Annotated in this window: 17 protein-coding genes; 13 read left to right on the plus strand and 4 right to left on the minus strand. The window is 70.6% G+C overall.

Annotated elements, in window-relative coordinates; genetic code table 11:
- The 11 genes from ACIBK5_RS42430 to ACIBK5_RS42480 all read left to right on the plus strand — a co-directional run.
- Positions 1 to 2,763: amino acid adenylation domain-containing protein (locus ACIBK5_RS42430; protein ID WP_399028670.1), on the plus strand; the 2,763-nt coding region annotated here is incomplete at its 5' end.
- A 29-nt stretch (positions 2,764 to 2,792) separates the two neighbouring features.
- Positions 2,793 to 3,380 carry an adenylyl-sulfate kinase gene (cysC, locus tag ACIBK5_RS42435; protein ID WP_399028671.1) on the plus strand — a complete coding sequence of 196 codons (588 nt, stop codon included), beginning with the start codon at positions 2,793 to 2,795 and terminating at the stop codon, positions 3,378 to 3,380.
- The gene (gene cysD, locus ACIBK5_RS42440) at positions 3,377 to 4,279 is read left to right on the plus strand and encodes a sulfate adenylyltransferase subunit CysD (protein WP_399028673.1); all 903 of its coding nucleotides are present in this window, start codon (positions 3,377 to 3,379) and stop codon (positions 4,277 to 4,279) included. Before cysC ends, cysD begins: the two co-directional genes overlap by 4 nt.
- Positions 4,280 to 4,281: 2 nt before the next feature.
- A complete protein-coding gene (locus ACIBK5_RS42445; protein WP_399028675.1) occupies positions 4,282 to 5,484 on the plus strand; it encodes a sulfate adenylyltransferase subunit 1 in 1,203 nt (400 codons plus the stop codon).
- Between the two features lie 56 nt (positions 5,485 to 5,540).
- Positions 5,541 to 5,774 (plus strand): hypothetical protein, encoded by a 234-nt coding sequence (locus tag ACIBK5_RS42450; protein ID WP_399028677.1) that lies wholly within the window; start codon positions 5,541 to 5,543, stop codon positions 5,772 to 5,774.
- Positions 5,775 to 6,044: 270 nt separating this feature from the next.
- Positions 6,045 to 6,797: a GntR family transcriptional regulator gene (locus ACIBK5_RS42455; protein WP_399028679.1), complete on the plus strand. Its 753-nt coding sequence runs from the start codon at positions 6,045 to 6,047 to the stop codon at positions 6,795 to 6,797.
- Between the two features lie 341 nt (positions 6,798 to 7,138).
- The gene (locus ACIBK5_RS42460) at positions 7,139 to 7,333 is read left to right on the plus strand and encodes an SPOR domain-containing protein (RefSeq protein WP_382490312.1); all 195 of its coding nucleotides are present in this window, start codon (positions 7,139 to 7,141) and stop codon (positions 7,331 to 7,333) included.
- A 70-nt stretch (positions 7,334 to 7,403) separates the two neighbouring features.
- A complete protein-coding gene (locus ACIBK5_RS42465) occupies positions 7,404 to 7,922 on the plus strand; it encodes a (deoxy)nucleoside triphosphate pyrophosphohydrolase (RefSeq protein WP_399028681.1) in 519 nt (172 codons plus the stop codon).
- 136 nt (positions 7,923 to 8,058) lie between these two features.
- Complete coding sequence (locus ACIBK5_RS42470; protein WP_399028683.1) at positions 8,059 to 8,490, plus strand: ATP-binding protein; 432 nt, start codon at positions 8,059 to 8,061, stop codon at positions 8,488 to 8,490.
- A 252-nt stretch (positions 8,491 to 8,742) separates the two neighbouring features.
- Complete coding sequence (locus tag ACIBK5_RS42475; protein WP_399028686.1) at positions 8,743 to 11,379, plus strand: SpoIIE family protein phosphatase; 2,637 nt, start codon at positions 8,743 to 8,745, stop codon at positions 11,377 to 11,379.
- Between the two features lie 20 nt (positions 11,380 to 11,399).
- Positions 11,400 to 11,993, plus strand: a complete 594-nt coding sequence (locus ACIBK5_RS42480; RefSeq protein WP_399028688.1) for a GNAT family N-acetyltransferase — start codon at positions 11,400 to 11,402, stop codon at positions 11,991 to 11,993.
- On the opposite strand, the gene ACIBK5_RS42485 is transcribed toward ACIBK5_RS42480, so the two are convergent.
- From ACIBK5_RS42485 to ACIBK5_RS42500, 4 genes are read right to left on the minus strand one after another with little or no spacing between them, the layout of a single operon-like run.
- Positions 11,982 to 12,758, minus strand: coding sequence for a succinate dehydrogenase/fumarate reductase iron-sulfur subunit (locus tag ACIBK5_RS42485; protein WP_399028690.1), 777 nt, complete (start codon positions 12,756 to 12,758; stop codon positions 11,982 to 11,984). The genes ACIBK5_RS42480 and ACIBK5_RS42485 overlap by 12 nt on opposite strands.
- A complete protein-coding gene (locus ACIBK5_RS42490) occupies positions 12,755 to 14,695 on the minus strand; it encodes a fumarate reductase/succinate dehydrogenase flavoprotein subunit (RefSeq protein ID WP_399028692.1) in 1,941 nt (646 codons plus the stop codon). The genes ACIBK5_RS42485 and ACIBK5_RS42490 overlap by 4 nt, the downstream gene beginning before the upstream one ends.
- A 16-nt stretch (positions 14,696 to 14,711) precedes the next feature.
- Positions 14,712 to 15,548, minus strand: a complete 837-nt coding sequence (locus tag ACIBK5_RS42495; protein WP_399028694.1) for a hypothetical protein — start codon at positions 15,546 to 15,548, stop codon at positions 14,712 to 14,714.
- Between the two features lie 54 nt (positions 15,549 to 15,602).
- The gene (locus ACIBK5_RS42500) at positions 15,603 to 15,893 is read right to left on the minus strand and encodes a hypothetical protein (RefSeq protein ID WP_189723040.1); all 291 of its coding nucleotides are present in this window, start codon (positions 15,891 to 15,893) and stop codon (positions 15,603 to 15,605) included.
- A 290-nt stretch (positions 15,894 to 16,183) separates the two neighbouring features.
- Between ACIBK5_RS42500 and ACIBK5_RS42505 the strand changes: the two genes are divergently transcribed.
- A complete protein-coding gene (locus tag ACIBK5_RS42505; protein ID WP_399028696.1) occupies positions 16,184 to 18,337 on the plus strand; it encodes an ABC transporter family substrate-binding protein in 2,154 nt (717 codons plus the stop codon).
- Between the two features lie 235 nt (positions 18,338 to 18,572).
- Positions 18,573 to 20,480, plus strand: coding sequence for a translational GTPase TypA (gene typA / locus ACIBK5_RS42510; RefSeq protein ID WP_399028698.1), 1,908 nt, complete (start codon positions 18,573 to 18,575; stop codon positions 20,478 to 20,480).
- Positions 20,481 to 20,788 lie beyond the last annotated feature (308 nt).

Genomic DNA, 20,788 nt, shown 5'->3' on the forward strand with positions numbered 1-20,788 from the left:
CGGGCGGTGGACGGTGTGGTGGTGGAGGGTGTCGAGGTCGTCCGGCTCTCGGACATCGCCGGTGCCCTGGCCGCCCAGCCCACCACCCGCCCCGCCGTCCCGATGGACCCGCGGAATCCGGCGTACGTCCTCTACACCTCCGGCTCCACCGGCCGGCCCAAGGGAGCCGCCAACTCGCACCACGCCATCACCAACCGCCTGCTGTGGATGCAGGACCGCTACCGGCTAGACGGGAGCGATGCCGTCCTGCACAAGACGCCGATCGGCTTCGATGTCTCCGTATGGGAGCTGACCTGGGCCCTGCTGACCGGCGCCCGCATCGTCATGGCGACCCCCGGCGGCCAGCGCGACCCCGAGTACCTCGGCAGGGTCATGGCCGCGGCCGAGGTCACGACGACGCACTTCGTGCCGTCCATGCTCAAGGTGTTTCTGGACGCGGCCGCGAGCGCGGACGGCCCCGAACTGCCCGCTCTGCGGCGCGTGGTGTGCAGCGGCGAGGAACTGACGGCCGATGTGTCGGCCCAGTTCCACCGCCTGCTCCCCCATACCGAGCTCCACAACCTCTATGGCCCGACCGAGGCCTCCATCGACGTCACCGCCCATCACGTGACAGCGCCGGTGGCGCCCGGCAGGGTGCCGATCGGCCGCCCGATCAAGGGCGCCCGGGTGTATGTGCTGGACGAGGGGTTGCGGGTGGTGCCGGTCGGGGTGGCGGGTGAGCTGTGCATCGGCGGGGTGCCGCTGGCGCGTGGTTATCACCGGCGGCCGGGGCTGACGGCGGACCGGTTCGTGCCGGATCCCGGCACGCCTGGTGGGCGGTTGTACCGGACGGGTGATCTGGTGCGGTGGCGGGCCGACGGGACCGTGGAGTACCTGGGCCGGCTGGACCATCAGATCAAGATCCGGGGGCAGCGGATCGAACCGGCCGAGATCGAGGCCGCGTTGCAGGACCACCCGGTGGTCGGCCAGGCGCTGGTCACCACGGCCCCCGACCCCTCCGGCACCCCACAGCTCGTCGCCTACCTCACCAAGACCGCGGGAGCGGCCGAGGTCACCGCCGGTCACGAGAAGCAGCAGGTCGACCGCTGGAGCGAGGTCTTCGACCAGATCTACCAGGCCGGTGAACAGCAGACCGAGGACCTGACCTTCGACATCTCCGGCTGGATCAGCTCGTACACCGGACAGCCGCTCGGCGAGGACGAGATGCGCGAGTGGGTCGACTCGATCGTCGGCCGCGTGCTCGCCCTCCCGCACCGGCGGGTCCTGGAGATCGGCTGCGGCACCGGCCTGCTCCTCTTCCAGATCGCACCGCACACGGAGTACTACTGCGGCACTGACGTCTCCGAGATCGCCCTGCGCGACCTGAACGCCAAGCTGCATCTGCTGCCGGCCGGTTCGAACAAGGTCGAACTCCTCCAGCGCTCCGCCGAGCAGTTCGACGCCTTCGACGACGACAGCTTCGACACCGTACTGATCAACTCGGTCGTCCAGTACTTCCCCGACGCCGACTACCTCGCCGATGTCCTGGCCAAGGCGCTGCGCGTCGTACGCCCCGGCGGAGCCGTGATCGTCGGCGACGTCCGCAACCTCGCCCTGCTGGAGACCTTCCACGCCTCCCTCCAGCGCTCCGAACCCGACGGTCCTGCCCACGGCGAGCCCTTCACCCAGGCGGTCGCCGACCGCGTCGCCCAGGACGCCGAACTCGTCATCGACCCCGGCTTCTTCACGGCCCTGGTCGGCGACCGCGCCGAGCTCACCGGCGTCTCCCTGCTGTCCAAGCTGGGGCGCCACCGCAACGAGCTGGTGAAGTACCGCTACGACGCGGTTCTCCATGTGGGCGGGGAGCCGGCGCACGCGGCCGCCGAAACGGTGGAGTGGCCCGCGGCGCCGGTGAGTGAGTTCGTCGCCCGGCTGACGGCGGAGCAGCCGGAGAGCGTGCTGGTCGGGAACGTGCTGGATGCCCGGGTCGCGGACGACGTCACCGCGGCGGCCGAGGACATCCCGGAGTCCGTGGCGACCGCATCCGGTACGGCCGTCGCCCTCGACCCCTCCGAACTGTCCGACGCGGTGAGCGCCCTCGGCTACCAGGTCGTACCGGCCCTGCACCCGGAGGCACCCGGTCGCCTGGACGTCCTGGTCACTCGCTCGCCGGCCCGGGCGACCCGGCCGGCACGGGACCTCCCGGCGACCCCGCCCGAGCGCGGCTGGGGCGCGTACACCAACGACCCGATGGAGGCCGCCTGGCGCAGCTCGCTCGTCCCCCAACTCCGCGGTCATCTGCACACCCGCCTGCCGGAGTACATGGTTCCGCAGCACTTCCTGGTCCTGGACGCCTGGCCGCTCAGCGTCAACGGCAAGCTGGACCGCAAGGCCCTGCCAAGGCCCCGCGCGGGCCGGGACCTGTCCACGGCCGCGTACGTCGCCCCGCGCACCGCCACCGAGCGCGCCATCGCCACGGTCTGGGCCGACATCCTCGGCGTCACACGCGTGGGCGCCTTGGACAACTTCTTCGACCTGGGCGGCCACTCACTGCTCGCCGCCCGGGTGGTCGCCCGCATCGCCGACGCCTGCCAGGTCGAGCTCCGCCTCGGCGGTTTCCTCCAGCACCCGACCGTGGCACTCCTGGCGGCCCACATCGACGAGGAAGCGACCAGGCGGAGCAGGCGCACCCCGATCCGCCGGGCGGACCGCAGTGCTCACCGTGCCGCCGCATCGACTCACATCCCGGCTGCCACCTCGGCCTCCACCGGGTCAACGCTCTGACACCGGGCCGACCTTCCAGGAGAACGATCATGATTGAACAAGCCTCTCCCCCGACGGCATCACCCGTCCGCTGCTCATGCCGGCGTCGTGGAGCCACTGTCTGGCTCACCGGCCTGCCAAGCGCGGGCAAGACCACCATCGCCCGCGTCCTCGCCGGCCGGCTGCGCTCCGAGGGACACCGGGTGGAGGTCCTCGACGGCGACGAGATCCGCCGCTTCCTCTCAGCCGGCCTCGGCTTCTCCCGCGCCGACCGTCAAACCAACGTCCAGCGCATCGGCCTGGTCGCCGAGGTCCTCGCCCGCAACGGAGTGCTCGTCCTGGTGCCGGTGATAGCGCCGTACGCGGACAGCCGGGATGCGGTCCGTGAGCGGCACGAAGCGAGCGGCACACCGTATGCCGAGGTGCATGTGGCCACGCCGGTGGCGGTGTGCAGTGCGCGGGATGTGAAGGGCCTGTACGCGCGGCAGGCGGCCGGGCAGTTGGCCGGTCTGACGGGGGTGGACGACCCGTATGAGCCACCGGTGGAACCGGCGCTGGTGCTGCGCACCGAGACTCAGAGCCCGCAGGAGTCGGCCGCTGCCCTGTATGCCGTCCTGGCGGAGCGGGGGCTGGTATGAGCTCGTACGCCCTGTCGCATCTGGATGCGCTGGAGTCGGAGGCGGTGCACATCGTCCGTGAGGTGGCGGGCGAGTTCGAGCGCCCGGTGGTCCTGTTCTCCGGAGGCAAGGACTCCATTCTGATGCTGCATCTGGCGCGGAAGGCGTTCGCCCCGGCGCCCGTGCCCTTCGGACTGCTGCACGTGGACACCGGGCACAACTTCCCCGAGGTGATCGAGTACCGGGACCGTGCGGCCGCCGAGCACGGGCTGCGGCTGCATGTGGCGAGCGTGCAGGACTACATCGACAGGGGGGTGCTGCGGGAACGCCGGGACGGCACACGCAACCCGCTGCAGACCCTGCCGCTGACCGAGAAGATCGCCTCGGAGCGGTTCGACGCGGTGTTCGGCGGCGGCCGCCGGGACGAGGAGAAGGCCCGTGCCAAGGAGCGGGTGTTCTCGCTGCGGGACGAGTTCTCGCAGTGGGACCCACGCCGCCAGCGCCCGGAGCTGTGGCAGCTGTACAACGGCCGCCACGCCCCCGGCGAGCACGTCCGCGTCTTCCCCCTGTCCGACTGGACCGAGCTGGACGTCTGGCAGTACATCGCGCGCGAGGAGATCCAGCTGCCGTCCATCTATTTCGCGCACTACCGCGAGGTGTTCCGGCGGAACGGCATGTGGCTCACGGCCGGCGAGTGGGGCGGGCCCAGGGCGGACGAGACCGTCGAGAAACGGAAGGTCCGCTACCGCACGGTCGGTGACATGTCCTGCACCGGCGCCGTGGATTCGGAGGCCACGACGCTGGACGCCGTGATCGCGGAGATCGCCGCGTCCCGGCTGACCGAGCGGGGCGCGACCCGCGCCGACGACAAGCTGTCCGAAGCCGCAATGGAAGATCGCAAGCGTGAGGGGTACTTCTGACCATGACCACCACCATCGACACCCTCCGCTTCGCCACCGCCGGTTCGGTCGACGACGGCAAGTCCACCCTCGTGGGTCGGCTGCTGCACGACTCCAAGTCGGTCCTCGCCGACCAGTTGGAGGCCGTGGAGCGCGCCTCCCGCAGCCGCGGACAGGACGTCCCGGACCTGGCTCTGCTCACCGACGGCCTGCGGGCCGAGCGAGAGCAGGGCATCACGATCGACGTCGCCTACCGCTACTTCGCCACCCCGCGCCGCCGCTTCATCCTCGCCGACACGCCCGGCCATGTGCAGTACACGCGCAACATGGTCACCGGCGCCTCCACGGCGGAGCTGGCGATCATCCTGGTGGACGCCCGCCACGGCGTGGTCGAGCAGACCCGTCGGCACGCCGCCGTGGCCGCTCTCCTGCGCGTCCCCCGCGTCGTCCTGGCGGTCAACAAGATGGACCTGGTCGGCTACGAGGAACAGCACTTCATCCGCATCGTCGAGGACTTCACGCGCCACGCCGACCAGCTCGGTCTGTCCGGCTTCACCTCGATCCCGGTCTCGGCACTGGCCGGCGACAACGTGGTCGACCGCTCGACCCACATGGACTGGTACGAAGGACCGGCACTTCTCGAACACCTGGAGACCGTCCCCGTAGCCAACGCCGCGGCCGAGGCCCCACCCCGCTTCCCCGTCCAGTACGTCATCCGCCACCACGAAACCCGCCACTACGCGGGCCAACTGCTTTCGGGCTCTCTCCGGGTCGGCGACCGCGTGACCATCCACCCTTCCGGCGAGACCAGCGAGATCACGGGCATCAGCCTCCTCGGCAAGGAGAGGCGGACGGCCTGCGCCCCGCAGTCCATCAGTCTGCGTCTGGCCGGTCAACGGGATGTCTCCCGCGGCGACATGATCATCACCGGCCCGGACGCCCCCACCCTCACCCAGGACATCACAGCATCCGCCTGCCACCTCGCCGACCGCCCCCTCCGGACCGGTGACCGAGTCCTGCTCAAACACACCACCCGCACCGTGAAGGCCATCGTCAAGGATCTCCACGGCCCGTCCCAGCTCATCGCGAACGACCTGGGCCGCATCACCCTGCGCACCACCGAGCCCCTCGCCCTCGACGACTACACGGCCAACCGCCGCACGGGAGCGTTCATCCTTCTGGATCCGGCCGATGGCGCAACCCTCACCGCGGGCATGGTCACCTGACGAGCACCGGGGGTTGTCAGCACGGGCCTTGGACACGCACCGACAGGGGCAGAAACTTGTCCCTGCGCGATGACACGACGTCCGAGGTCTGGGCGAACTTCGAGGACGGCAGCACCGACGCGAAGGCCGAGCTCACCGACTCCCTGCGCGAAGACCCCACCACGCCCGACACCGACCAGGTCGTCTGCCTGTCCACGGCCAACGAACTGGTCGAGGAGATGGAGGACGCCCGCGAGGAGTGGGCGAAGGCGAGCGCGGCCGGGGACGTGGACACCTGCTTCACGCACTAAGAGAAGGCGTACGCGTACGTCGACGGCCCCCAGACCGTCACCGCGCGCAAGGCCCTCGGGCCGGCCACCACCCCGCCCTCGTTCGACGACAGTGAGAGCGGGAACTCCGAAGCCGAGGTGTGACGGCGGCTGTAGCGGGGAGAAAGTGCCTGCGTAAAGCCCCCAGGGCCACCATGTCATCACATCGAGTGATTCTCTGGCCTTTGCTTGCACCGCACAACCTACGGTTGCCACGCTGTTGCTGTCTGTACAACCTGATGGGAGCGGCCAGTGACATTCGGTGAGCAGCCGGCGTATCTGCGCGTCGCGGGTGATCTCCGCCAGAAGATCGTCGAGGGTCAGCTGCCGCCGCACGCCCGCCTCCCCTCCCAGGCGAGAATCCGCCAGGAGTACGGCGTCTCCGACACCGTCGCCCTGGAGGCCCGCAAGGTGCTCATGGCGGAGGGGCTGGTCGAGGGCCGTTCCGGCTCGGGGACGTATGTGCGCGAGCGGCCCGTGCCCCGGCGCGTCTCCCGCTCCGGATACCGCCCGCCCGGCGGGGCCACGCCGTTCCGTCAGGAGCAGGCCGACGGCGAGGGGCGCGGCACCTGGGAGTCGAGCAGCGAGCAGTCCGAGGCGAGTGTCGCGGTCGCCGAGCGGCTGGACATCGAGCCGGGCGACCGGGTGATGTGTACGAAGTACCTCTTCCGCGAGGGCGGCGAGGCGATGATGCTCTCCACGTCCTGGGAGCCGCTCGCCGTGACGGGCCGTACGCCTGTGATGCTGCCGGAGGAGGGGCCGCTCGGCGGCATGGGCGTCGTCGAGCGCATGCGTGCGATCGAGGTGATCGTGGACAACGTCACCGAGGAGGTCGGCGCCCGTCCGGGGCTCGCCGAGGAACTGCTCGTCCTGGGCGGCGTCCCCGGTCATGTGGTCGTGGTCGTCCAGCGCACGTTCTACGCCTCCGGCCGCCCGGTCGAGACGGCCGATGTGGTGATTCCGGCCGATCGGTACCGGGTCGCCTACCACCTTCCGGTCAAGTAGCGAACGCTCACATCCGTCCCGGGGCGCGCTCCTTGCGCGCCCCGCTCACACGGTCGCCGAGGCTGCCGCCGTCGAACGGGGCGGTCCGTATTCCCTGACCGGTCGTCGTCCTCGCAGGTCGACAGTGGTGTATGCGGTATGCCCGCGCTCGGGTGCCACGAGGCACTCAGACGGCGCGTTCATTGGCGCGCGCCCCCTGCGTTCTGGCTGGTTGCGTACCTCTTTGTGAAAACCCGTATTCGCTCCGTGAAGGTAAGGCGTAGGCTCGGGCATATGCGCATTGCGGTTTCCTTAGCGGGTGGGGCGCGGCACAGGCCGCGGGTGGGAAGTGGAGGGGCGCGATGAACGACAGCACGGTCACTCTTCCCTGGCTCGTGATACGAGAGGACGACAACGGCAACCGCTACCGGGTGGGCCGGTACGCGACCCGGTCCGAGGCCCAGAAGATCGCGGACAGCCTCGACGGCCGCGGTCACAAACAGCTCTACTGGGTCGAGCGGCTGGGGCAGAACGGGGCGGGCGTGACGCACGACTGACCCGCCCGGTGCCTGCGCCCGGGGCCGGAGCCGGAATCGCCGCCCGGCCGCGCTCCCGTAGGCTCCCGGCATGAGTGAGCGGATCGTCGTCGTAGGTGCCGCGCTGGTCGACGACGGGCGGTTGTTGGCGGCCCGGCGCAGTGCGCCCGTCGAGCTGGCCGGGCGCTGGGAGTTGCCCGGTGGCAAGGTCGAGCCCGGGGAGACGGCCGACGCGGCGCTGGTGCGGGAACTGCGCGAGGAACTCGGCGTCGACGCCGAGGCCGGCGCGCGCGTCCCGGGGGAGTGGCCCCTGAAGTCGCCCTACGTCCTGCATGTGTGGACCGCGCGGCTGCGACCCGGCTCCGCCTCCCCCGAGCCCTTCGAGGACCACGACGAACTGCGCTGGCTCGGCCCGGGCGAGATCTGGGACGTGCACTGGCTCGACCAGGACGTCCCGGCCGTACGGCAGACCCTCGCGCATCTCGGAACCGCCGAAGGCCTCGCCTCTTCAGGCCCCGGAGCCGCCGACGGCCTCACCTCCTCAGGCCCTGGAACCGCCGAAGGTCTCACCTCTTCAGGCCCTGGAGCGGAGGAAGTGCCCGGCGCCTGAGGCCATCCGGGGGCGTGCGGGCTCGGTCGGTTGCCGTACGGGCGCCCCCTGTGCCTTTCGTGCCACTGTGCGCTGCTCCGCGCGGTACTCCGCCCCGGATATCGGGTATGTGCCCATTAACCCCATGAAACCGGACATGGGTGGGCCTCCTGGCTGGGAAGTGATCGGCGTGATCGACACCGAGGGTGACTGCGCCGAGTGGACCTTTCCCGCCGAACCCGGCGCCGTGCGCACCGCCCGCCAGGTCGTCCGCCGCCAACTCCGCGGCTGGAACCTGGACAGCCTGGCCGACCTCGCGGCGTTGCTGGTCAGCGAGTTGGTCACCAACGCCCTGCGACACGCCACAGGACCCATCGGGGTCCGCCTGCTCCGCCCGTCCGACCTGGACGGCGTCCTGCGGGTCGAGGTCTCCGACCCGCTCCCGGACCCGCCCCGCGAACGCGCCGCCCGGCCCGAGGACGAGAGCGGCCGCGGACTGCAACTGGTGGCCTCCTCCTGCCGCCGCTGGGGCACCCGGCCCGGTACGACGGGCAAGACGGTGTGGTTCGAACTCACCGTGCCGGGGTGAAAAATCGGTGTACGTACGCCCAGTCGCTGTCGAGCGATTGGTTCAGGCCAGTGGCGGTTGTCGGCAGACGTGATTCGACGACGTGTCCGCTGGTTAGAAGACTGGAAGTGTTCTCACGGTCCGGACCGAAAACCATCGGGACCGTGCTGTGATCGTGAACACCGTGTTGTGCGGCACCGTAGTGCTGGATACTGCGGGCAGCCGCCCCCGGTGACCGGTGCCGGACGCGGTGAGCTGGAGGGGACGGTTCGCGTGAGCGAGATACCAGCGAAGGCCACGGAGTCCGAGGACCCGTCGGAAGGCGCGAGGGCCAGGGCCGTGGACGGCCTGGCTTCCGCGGTGGGAGGTGCGCTCGCGGCCGACGGGGTACAGCCCGGGGACGCCATGTGGCAGAGCAGTCCCCCGGGATCCATCTACGACTACATCAAGGTCGCGTCCTTCTCGATCGGCCCCGACGGCCTGGTCGACCAGTGGAGCCTGCGCGCCGAGCACCTCTTCGGCATCCCCGCCGGGCGCGCCGTCGGCATGGACCCCATCGAGGCGTTCATCGACCCGCGCCATCGCGAGCGGGGCATGCGCAAGATGGCCGAGATCCTCGACGGCCGCGAGTGGACCGGCGTGGTGCCCTTCCGGATGCCCAAGGACACCGAGGGCGAATGCGGTCATGAGGGGCTCGCCGAGGTGTACGTCATGCCGACGCGCACGGAGGAGGGCGAGAAGGCCGCCGTCTGCATCGTCGTCGACGTCCGCACACTGCGCACCATCGAGACCGACCTCGCCGCCTCGCAGTCCATTTTCGGTCAATCCCCGTTCGGTTTCCTGCTGATCGATTCCGATCTGCGGGTCCGCCGCGCCAACCAGAGGTTCGCGTCCGTCTTCGGCGGCGAGCCCGACGAGCACCGCGGCAAGGGCGTCCACGACTACCTCCAGCGCGGCGAGGCCGAACGGGTCGCCGCCACGCTGCGCCGCGTGCTGGAGACCGGCAACTCCATCACGGACATGCACGTCACCGGTTACGTGCCGGGCTCCGACGAGCGCCGCCACTGGTCCGTCAACCTCTACCGCGTGCACAGCGGTTCGGGCCGGCCCATCGGGATCGCCTGGCTCGGAACCGACATCACCTCGCGCCGCGAGGCGGCCCGGGAGGCCGCCGCAGCCCGGCGCAACCTCGCCCTGCTGAACGAGGCCGGCGCCCGCATCGGCAACTCCCTCGACCTGGAGACCACGGCCAGGCAGCTCCTCGACGTGGTCGTGCCCGGTTTCTGCGACCTGGCCACCGTGGACCTGTACCAGGGCCTGCTGGCCGGCGACGAGACCCCGCCCGGGCTCGCCGACGGCAGCGCCGAGCTGCGCCGGGTGGCGTTCGCCAGTGCCGTCTCCGACGAGCCCTTCGCCGGCACCGGCGTGCCCGTCTCGGTCGGCGCCGTCCACCACTACCCGTTCAACTCGCCCTGCGCGGACGCCCTGCGCACGGCCCGCCCCCAGTTCGTGCCCGGCGAGGACGGGGGGCTCGTGCAGTCCACGCTCGCCGTGCCCATGGTCGCCCACGACACCGTCGTCGGGCTCGTGCAGTTCGCCCGTACGAAGGGCAGTGAGCCGTTCGGCGACCGGGACCGGGACCTCGGCGTGGAGCTGGCGGCGCGCGCGGCCGTCTGCATCGACAACGCCCGCCTCTACCGGCGCGAGCACGAGCGCGCGTTGATACTGCAACGGTCCCTGCTCCCGCCCGGCGACCCGGAGGCATCCGGCCTCGACATCGCCTGCCGCTATCTGCCCGGCAACGCCAACACCGGCCGGCCCAGCGAGGTCGGCGGCGACTGGTTCGACGTCATCGAACTCCCCGGGCACCGCACGGCGCTCGTCGTCGGCGACGTCATGGGCCGGGGCCTGCGCGCCGCCGTCGCCATGGGTGAACTCCGTACGGCCGTCCGGACCCTGGCGCAGCTGGACCTCGAACCGGCCGAGGTGCTCTCCCAGCTGGACGAGATCGCCCGCGGCCTCGGCGCCCCCGGGGGCGTCACACAGGCGACCCGGGCGGCCCGCCGCCCGCGTGAGGCGGACCTCTCGGAGGTGTACCTCGCCACCTGCGTCTACGCCGTCTACGACTCCGTCACCCGGCGCTGCACCTTCGCCAACGCGGGCCATCTGCCGCCCGTCCTGGTCGAGCCGGGGGAGTCCGCCCTGATGCTCGACGTGCCGCCGGGCATGCCGCTCGGGGTCGGCGGCGAGCCCTTCGAGGAGGTCGAGGTCGAACTCCCCGAGGGCGCTCTGCTCGCGCTCTACACGGATGGACTGGTCGAAAGCCGCGACCATCCCCTGGACGAGGGCCTCCAGGCCTTCGTCAGCGCCCTGTCCGACCCGGCCCAGCCGCTGGAGGACGTCTGCGACCACGTCCTCAACACCCTCGACACCCACCACGGCGAGGACGACATCGCGTTGCTGATGGCACGTGTACAGGGCCTGCCGACCGAGTCCGTCGGCGACTGGACCCTGCCGCGCGAACCCCGCAGCGTCGGCCGGGCCCGTGAGTACGCCCGCGCCCAACTCCTCAGCTGGGACATGGAACCCCTGGTCGACACCACGGAGCTCCTGGTCAGCGAGCTGGTCACCAACGCCCTGCGCTACGGCGAGGGCGAGATCCGCCTCCGGCTGCTGCTCGACCGGACCCTGGTCTGCGAGGTCTGGGACTCCGGCCTGGTCCAGCCCCGTCGCCGCCGGGCCCGCGACACCGACGAGGGCGGCCGCGGCCTGCAGCTCGTCGGCCTGCTCAGCGCCGCATGGGGCTCCCGGCGCACCCCCCTGGGCAAGACGGTCTGGTTCGAACTCCCCCTGCCCGGCGGCGAAACGAAGCTCACAGATCCGGCGGAGGCGCTGCTGAGCCTGTTCTGAGGCTTTCGTAGGCTCGTCCCATGCCCGAGACCACCGCACGGCTGCTCGCGGACGCCACACCGACGGCCCCCGCCCTCGTCCTGCGCCCCTGGACCCCCGGGGACGCCGCAGGGCTGGCCGCGCTGGGCCGGGACGACGCCCTGCGGCGCTGGACGTCCTTCGCCGTCCACGACGAGACGAGCGCCGCACTATGGCTGCGTGAGCAACAGCAGGGCTGGGAACAGGGGCGCCGCTACGCGTTCGCCGTAGAGGAGGTCAAGCCCTCCGGCCCGCCCGCACTGCCGGCCGGCCACGTCGTCCTCAAGGACATCGCCCCCGGCGCCGCGTCCGCCGAGGTCGGCTACTGGACGGCCCCGCACGCACGCGGCCGGGGCATCGCCCCTCGCGCCCTGCACACCCTGACCGACTGGGCCTTCACCACCTTCGCCCCAGCCGGCCTGACCCGCCTCGAACTCCTGCACCAGGCCGACAACACGGCCTCCTGCCGAGTGGCGCACAAGAGCCACTACCCCCTCGCGGGCACCCGCCCGGCACAGCCGCCGGACCATCCGTCGGAGGGGCATGTGCATGTGCGGCACCTGGCAGAGCGCGCCGGCCGGCCCTCAGCTCGCTGAGGAGCGTCTCCTGATCTTCGAGCCCAGCCAGACCAGTGGGTCGTACTTGCGGTCGGCCGCTCGTTCCTTCAGGGGGATGAGGGCGTTGTCCGTGATCTTGATGCCCTCGGGGCAGACCTCCGTGCAGCACTTGGTGATGTTGCAGTAGCCCAGGCCGTGTTCGTCCTGGGCGGTGGTCTTGCGGTCCAGGCCGGATTCCTCGGCCGCGTCGAGGGGGTGCATGTCGAGTTCCGCCACCCGCATCAGGAAGCGGGGGCCCGCGAACGCCTGCTTGTTCTCCTCGTGGTCGCGGACCACATGGCAGGTGTCCTGGCACAGGAAGCACTCGATGCACTTGCGGAACTCCTGCGAGCGGTCGACGTCCTCCTGCATCATGCGGTACTCGCCGGGCGCGACCCCGTCCGGCGGCACGAAGGCCGGGACCTCCCTGGCCTTCGTGTAGTTGAAGCCGACGTCGGTGACCAGGTCGCGGACGACCGGGAACGCCCGCAGCGGCGTCACCGTGATCGTCTCCTCCCGGTCGAAGACCGACATGCGGGTCATGCACATCAGCCGTGGCCGGCCGTTGATCTCCGCCGAGCAGGAACCGCACTTGCCCGCCTTGCAGTTCCAGCGCACGGCGAGATCGGGTGCCTGGGTGGCCTGGAGACGGTGGATGATGTCGAGCACGACCTCACCCTCGTTCACCTCGACCTTGAAGTCCTCCAGGCCGCCGCCCCCGGTATCGCCCCGCCACACCTTGAAGCGGGCCTCGTAGCCGCTCACTCGTACAGCTCCTCTTCGGCCAGGTACTTCACCAGCTCCTCCTTGTCGAACAGGGCGAGCAGGTCCGCACGGACGGGTTCGGTGGTCTCGCTGCTGAGGGTGATCTGACTGCGGACCGGGTCAGCCGCCAGCCCGCCCGTCGGGTCGGTGAGCGCGCACAGCAGATTGATACGGCGCCACTTGCGGTCCATCCCCGGATGGTCCTCACGCGTGTGCCCGCCGCGCGACTCGGTGCGCTCCAGCGCGGCCCGCGCCACACACTCGCTGACCAGCAGCATGTTCCTGAGGTCCAGGGCGAGGTGCCAGCCCGGGTTGAACTGGCGGTGTCCCTCGACCCCGGCCCGGCGCGCCCGTACCCGCAGCTCCGCCAGCTTCTCCAGGGCCTGCTTCATCTCCGGCTCGCGGCGGATGATGCCGACCAGGTCGTTCATCGTCTGCTGGAGTTCCTGGTGCAGGGTGTACGGGTTCTCCGGCGGGCCGCCCGAGGGCTCCTCGGTCTCCGCCTCGGCCGAGAAGGGGCGCAGGGCCTCGGCGGCGGCGGTGTCGATCTGGACGTCGTCCACCGGCGGCCGCGCCCCGGCCAGTCCCGCCGCGTACTCGGCCGCGTGCCAGCCCGCCCGTCGCCCGAACACCAGCAGGTCGGACAGCGAGTTGCCCCCGAGCCGGTTGGAGCCGTGCATCCCGCCGGCCACCTCACCGGCCGCGAACAGCCCCGGCACCCCGCGCGCCGCCGCCGTGTCCGACTCGACCGCGACCCCGCCCATCACGTAGTGACAGGTGGGCCCGACCTCCATCGCCTCCGCCGTGATGTCGACGTCCGCCAGCTCCTTGAACTGGTGGTACATCGACGGCAGCCGGCGCTTGATGACCTCGGCGGGCATCCGCGTCGACACGTCGAGGAACACGCCCCCGTGCGGCGAGCCGCGCCCCTCCTTCACCTCGGCGTTGATCGCCCGCGCGACCTCGTCGCGGGGGAGCAGCTCGGGGGGCCGCCGGTTGTGGTCCGGGTCGTCGTACCAGCGGTCGCCCTCGGCCTCCGACTCGGCGTACTTCTCCTTGAAGACGTCGGGGACGTAGTCGAACATGAACCGCTTGCCGTCGGAGTTGCGCAGCACACCGCCGTCGCCGCGCACCGACTCGGTGACGAGGATGCCCTTCACCGACGGCGGCCAGACCATGCCGGTCGGGTGGAACTGCACGAACTCCATGTTCAGCAGGGGAGCGCCCGCGAGGAGGGCCAGCGCGTGGCCGTCGCCCGTGTACTCCCAGGAGTTCGACGTCACCTTGAAGGACTTGCCGATACCGCCCGTCGCGATCACGACGGCGGGGGCTTCCAGGACGAAGAAACGGCCCGACTCGCGCTCGTAGGCGAAGACCCCGGAGACCTGGCCGCCCGCGGTCTTCAGCACGCGCGTGACCGTGCACTCCTGGAAGACCTTCAGCCGGGACTCGTAGTCGCCGGTCTCCTTGAAGTCCTCCTGCTGGAGCTGGACGATCTTCTGCTGGAGGGTGCGGATCAGCTCCAGGCCCGTGCGGTCGCCGACGTGGGCGAGGCGCGGGTACTCGTGGCCGCCGAAGTTGCGCTGGGAGATCCGGCCGTCCTTGGTGCGGTCGAACAGCGCGCCCCAGGTCTCCAGCTCCCACACCCGCTGCGGCGCCTCCTGCGCGTGCAGCTCGGCCATCCGCCACTGGTTGAGGAACTTGCCGCCGCGCATGGTGTCGCGGAAGTGGGTCTGCCAGGTGTCGTTCTCGTTGGCGTTGGCCATCGCCGCGGCGATGCCGCCCTCGGCCATCACGGTGTGCGCCTTGCCGAACAGCGACTTGCAGATCACGGCCGTACGGGCGCCCCGCTCACGGGCCTCGATGGCGGCGCGCAGCCCGGCACCGCCCGCGCCCACCACGACGACGTCCCATTCCTGCCGGTCGACCACGGACATCAGTACGCACCCCTCATCAGAAGAACCGCGGATCGTCGAAGGCGCCGGACGCGACCAGATAGACGTAGAAGTCGGCGAGCGCCACGCTCACCAGCGACGCCCAGGCGAGCTGCATGTGCCGGGCGTTGAGCTTCCCGGCCCACTGCCACATCCGGTAGCGCACGGGATGCCTGGAGAAGTGCTTGAGCTTGCCGCCGACGATGTGCCGGCACGAGTGGCAGGAGATCGTGTACGCCCAGATCAGCACGATGTTGACGAGGAACACGAGGGTGCCGAGGCCCATGTGGCCCCACGCGTAGTTCTCGTCGCGGAAGGCGAGCACGGTGTCGTACGTGAGGATCCCGGCGACGACGAGCGCGGCGTAGAAGAAGTACCGGTGGATGTTCTGCAGGACCAGCGGGAAGCGGGTCTCACCGGTGTACTTCTTGTGCGGCTCGGCCACCGCGCAGGCCGGCGGGGACGCCCAGAACCCCCGGTAGTAGGCCTTGCGGTAGTAGTAGCAGGTCAGCCGGAAGCCGAGCGGGAAGATCAGGATGATGATGGCGGGCGAGATGCCCCACCAGCTGCCGAAGATCTCCCAGTTCGGGCCGGCCTTCATCGGCTCGCACCGCTCCGCCAGGCACGGGGAGTAGAAGGGCGAGACGTACGGCGCCGCGTAGTAGTGGGCGTCGGCGAAGGCCCGCCAGGTCGAGTAGACGATGAAGGTCAGCAGGCCGGCGGCCGTGCCGGCCGGGGCCAGCCACCAGCGGTCGGTGCGCAGGTGCGGGGCGGTGATCGCGGCGCGCGTACCCGCCCGTACACCGCCGCTTCTGGGTTGGGGTTCGGTGGCGGGGGGTTCCGTACCAGTGGCCACGTGACGACTCCGGTCGGGTTCGGGGGAGGTGCCGGTCGTACCACTCCTGACCGGTCAGGGAGCGCGCCGGTCCCGGGCGCCGAGCCCCTCGTCGTCCGAGTCGCGCCACAGGGCGGAGTCGTACGGCGCGTCCGAGATGGTGACGAGCTCGGGGCGCTTCGGTGCGGCCGGCGAGGCGGCGGCGTCGCGCAGCAGGGCGACGCTCTCGCGCAGATGGTTGGCGTCGGCACGGACGCGGCGCATCTCCAGGCCGCCGGTGCCGAGCTGCTTCTCCAGGCGCCCCACCGACCGGAGCAGGTCGTCGAGGCTGCGCTGGACTGACGTCAGTTCGTCGTGAACGGACATGACTTGCCCTCACTTCCGCGGGTCCTTCGAGGCCCAAGGCGGCAACGTTCATGCGCCTGCGAGTGTTGCGCGTCACACCTTGTGCTGTGAAGGGATGTGCATCGATTGGCCGAGGCGCATGGGTGCGCCGTTGCCGTGTATTGCTCCGCACGGGTGACTCTCCGACCGTGACCGCCGTGTCGCCCTGTGTTGCCGAACCCTTTCCTCTTCAGTGGGCCGCATACATCAGATGAAATCCAAATACCGCCAAAAGTGATCATAACGCCCTCGGCTTTCCGGAGGTAGCACAGATGTCCCAGCACGCCGTCGGCCCGCGTGCGGTCTCGCGCTCGGTCGCCTTCCTCCTCACCGCGGGAGTGCTCGCGGTGCCCGCGCTCGCCGGATGCGGCTCCGAGGACCCGGCCGGCAAGCCGCTCGCCGGGCAGGACATCCAGCCCGCAGCCCGCGACCGGATCACCGACGGCGGCACCCTGCGCTGGGCCGTCGACTCCGTGCCCGACACCCTGAACACCTTCCAGTCGGACGCCGACCCCACCACCACCCGCGTCGCCCAGGCGGTCCTGCCGTCGATGTTCCGGATGAACGCCGACGGCCGCCCGGAGCGCAACCCCGCCTACCTGGAGTCCGCCAAGGTCGTCGAGACGGAGCCCAAGCAGGTCGTCCTCTACAAGCTCGACCAGCAGGCCGTCTGGAGCGACGGCCGGGAGATCGGCGCCGCCGACTTCGCCGCCCAGTGGCGCGCCCTGTCCGGCAAGGACACCGCCTACTGGACCGCCCGCAACGCCGGCTACGACCGCATCCAGAAGATCGAGCGCGGGGACAACGCCCTGGAGGTCCGGGTCACCTTCAGCCGCCCCTACGCCGACTGGCGCTCCCTGTTCTCGCCGCTGTACCCGAAGGACGTCATGGGCACGCCGGACTCCTTCAACGACGGGGCCCGCAAGAAGCTCAAGGTCACGGCGGGCCCCTTCCTGGTGAAGAAGCTCAGCCGCAAGGACGAGGAGATCACCCTCACCCGCAATCCGCGCTGGTGGGGCCGGCCGGCCAAGCTCTCCGAGATCGTGCTGCGCACGGTGCCGCGCGACAAGCGGGCCAAGGAGCTGGCCGCCGGTGCCATCGACCTGGCCGAGATCGCACCCTCCGAGGCCCGCCGCATCACCGTCGCCGCCCGCCCCCGGGGCTCCAGCAGTCCGGTCATGGGCGCCGAGGCGGACCAGAAGCCGCGGGGCGGCAAGGCGGCCGCCAAGCGCGCTCGGCAGCAGCAGGCCCTGCGCGGCTTCGAGGTGCGCAAGTCCCTGGAGCCGGCCTTCACGCAGCTCGCCCTGAACGGGGCCGAGGGGCCGCTCGCCGACGAACGCGTCCGCAGGGCCGTCGCCCGCGCCCTGGACCGCAAGGAACTGGCCAAGGCGGTGCTGAAGCCCCTCGGACTGCCCGCCGTACCGGTCGGCAGCCACCTCGCGCTGTCCGGCCAGGCCGCCTACGCCGACAACAGCGGCGCCCTCGGCGGCCAGGACACCAAGGAGGCCCAGGCGCTGCTCGCGGACGCCGGGTGGGTGCGGGGCGGCCCGATCAAGGAAGAGAAGAAGAAGGGGGAGAAGGCGGCCGGAGCCGAGGGCGAGAAGGCCGGAAAGTCCTCCGAGGACGAGTCCCGGAACGACGACGGCGAATACATCGTCGGCTCGGACGGCAAGGACAGGCAGGACGACAAGGACCGGCAGGACGGCAAGGCGCACCACGACAAGGACCCGAACCACCTCGCCCAGGACGGCAAGCAGTACAAGCAGCCGCACCAGGGCGGCGCCCCCGGTGCCTACGCCCCCATGGGCACCGCCGCCCCGGCCGGCCGCGAGGCCGCCCCGCTCGCCAAGAACGGCAAGCCGCTCACCCTCCGCTTCGTGCTCCCCTCCGGGCCCGGCTCCCAGACACTGCGCACGGTGGCCGACCGCATCGCCCGCATGCTGGAGCGCGTCGGCATCGGCACGGAGATCTCCAAGGTCTCCGACGAGTCGTACTTCAAGGACCACATCGCGTCCGGCCAGTACGACCTCGCCCTCTACTCCTGGCCCGCCTCCGCCTTCCCCGCCACCGACGCCCGGCCCGTCTACGCCAAGCCGGTCCCGGCCGCCGACGGCTCGCTGAACGTCGAGCAGAACTACACCCGCGTCGGCACCGACCAGGTCGACCAGCTCTTCGACCAGGCCGTGGCCACCCTCGACGAGGGCGAGTCCCGTTCCCTGATCCGCAAGGCGGACTCCCGCATCTGGGCGGCGGCCGGCTCGATCCCCCTCTTCCAGCGCCCCCAGCTCGTCGCCGCCCGCAAGAACCTGGTCAACACCGGCGCCTTCGGCCTCGGCACGCCGGTCTACGAGGACATGGGCTTCCTGAAGAAGGGCGCGAAGCCGGCCTCCGGCCCGTCAGGCGCTTCCAGCCCGTCCGGCGCTTGAGGACGAGGCCGTCCAGGCCGAAGCGGGGGCCTGGGGGCGGCAGCCCCCAGCAGCCCCGGAGCGGCCGCAGAGCACCCTGCAATCCATCCTGACCAGCACCGACGTATCCCGGCTAAGCCCAGCGGCCGCGCACCCGTACCATGGGGTGAGGCCGTGGCATGTTGAGCCCGGCAGGGTCCGCGCACCGCAGACGTCCGCGCAGGGCCTTCCTCACACTCCGGGAGTACGCCTTCTTATGGCCACGCGCCACGACATCCGCAACGTCGCCATCGTCGCCCACGTCGACCACGGCAAGACCACCATCGTCGACGGCATGCTGAAGCAGGCCGGTGCCTTCGCCGCCCACCAGCTCGAGGGCGTCGACGACCGCATGATGGACTCGAACGACCTGGAGCGTGAGAAGGGCATCACGATCCTCGCCAAGAACACGGCGGTGAAGTACCACCCGAAGGACGGGGGGGACGTCATCACCATCAACATCATCGACACCCCCGGTCACGCCGACTTCGGCGGCGAGGTCGAGCGCGGTCTGTCGATGGTCGACGGTGTCGTCCTGCTCGTGGACGCCTCCGAGGGCCCGCTCCCGCAGACCCGCTTCGTGCTGCGCAAGGCGCTGCAGCAGCGCCTGCCCGTCATCCTGTGCATCAACAAGACGGACCGTCCGGACTCCCGGATCGACGAGGTCGTCAACGAGACCTACGACCTCTTCCTCGACCTGGACGCCGACGAGGAGCAGATCGAGTTCCCGATCGTCTACGCCTGCGGCCGTGACGGCATCGCCTCCCTGACCAAGCCGGACAACGGCACGGTCCCCGCCGACTCCACCAGCCTGGAGCCGTTCTTCTCCACGATCCTGGAGCACATCCCGGCGCCGACGTACGACGAGGCCGCCCCGCTCCAGGCCCACGTCACCAACCTGGACGCCGACAACTTCCTCGGCCGTATCGCGCTGCTCCGCGTCGAGCAGGGCGAGCTGCGCAAGGGCCAGACGGTCGCGTGGATGAAGCGTGACGGGTCCGTCAGCAACGTCCGCATCTCCGAGCTGATGATGACCGAGGCGCTCACCCGCAAGCCGGCGGAGATGGCCGGCCCCGGTGACATCTGCGCGGTCGCCGGTATTCCGGACATCATGATCGGCGAGACCCTGGCGGACCCGGAGAACCCGGTCGCGCTGCCGCTGATCACGGTCGACCAGCCCGCGATCTCCATGGTCATCGGCACCAACACCTCCCCGCTGGTCGGCCGTGGCGCCACCGGCAAGGGCGCCGACAACAAGGCGGCCGTCAAGGACCGCAAGGTCACCGCTCGCCAGGTAAAGGACCGCCTCGACCGCGAGCTGGTCGGCAACGTCTCGCTCCGCGTGCTGGACACCGAGCGGCCGGACGCCTGGGAGGTCCAGGGCCGTGGTGAGCTCGCGCTCGCCATCCTGGTCGAGACGATGCGCCGGGAAGGCTTCGAGCTGACCATCGGCAAGCCGCAGGTCGTCACCAAGGAGATCGACGGCAAGACGCACGAGCCCGTCGAGCGCATGACGATCGACGTACCCGAGGAGCACATGGGCGCGGTCACGCAGCTCATGGGCGTCCGCAAGGGCCGCATGGACAACATGTCCAACCACGGCTCCGGCTGGGTCCGCATGGAGTTCGTCGTCCCCTCCCGCGGTCTGATCGGCTTCCGTACGGAGTTCCTGACGCAGACCCGCGGCACGGGCATCGGCCACTCCATCCACGAGGGCTTCGAGCCCTGGTTCGGCGCCCTCCAGACCCGTAACAACGGCTCCCTGGTCGCCGACCGCGCCGGTGCGGTCACCGCGTTCGCGATGACCAACCTCCAGGAGCGCGGCGTGCTGTTCACCGAGCCCGGCACCGAGGTGTACGAGGGCATGATCGTCGGCGAGAACTCCCGCGCCGACGACATGGACGTCAACATCACCAAGGAGAAGAAGCTCACCAACATGCGGTCCTCCTCGGCCGACTCGTTCGAGGCGATCGTCCCGCCGCGCAAGCTCTCCCTGGAGCAGTCCCTGGAGTTCTGCCGCGACGACGAGTGCGTCGAGGTCACCCCGGAGGCCGTGCGCATCCGCAAGGTGAACCTGGACGCCCGCGAGCGCGCCCGCGCCGCGAGCCGCGCCAAGCACGGCTGACGCCTCCCGCCGAACGACGACGCCGGGCACCCCGCGACGCGGGGTGCCCGGCGTCGTCGTAATGAAGAGGTGACGCGCAGGCAAGGGTGAGGGAAAACCCTCGATTTGGCGGGGAAGGTCGTCCGGAACGCCCCGCTCCCACTAGCCTGGCGCGGAAGTGCTTCACCCTGCCCGGATTCGGTGCCGTACAACGGCCCTGTGGCGGAGGTGACTTGAGAGGGCGACAGCTGCCCGGGGCACCCTGCACGGCAGTCACGGGAGTCGCAACCCGTTTATCTCATTCTCGCGTCCGGAATGCGGACACTCGA

The organism is Streptomyces sp. NPDC050546, assembly GCF_044457425.1.
Classification (GTDB): Bacteria; Actinomycetota; Actinomycetes; order Streptomycetales; family Streptomycetaceae; genus Streptomyces.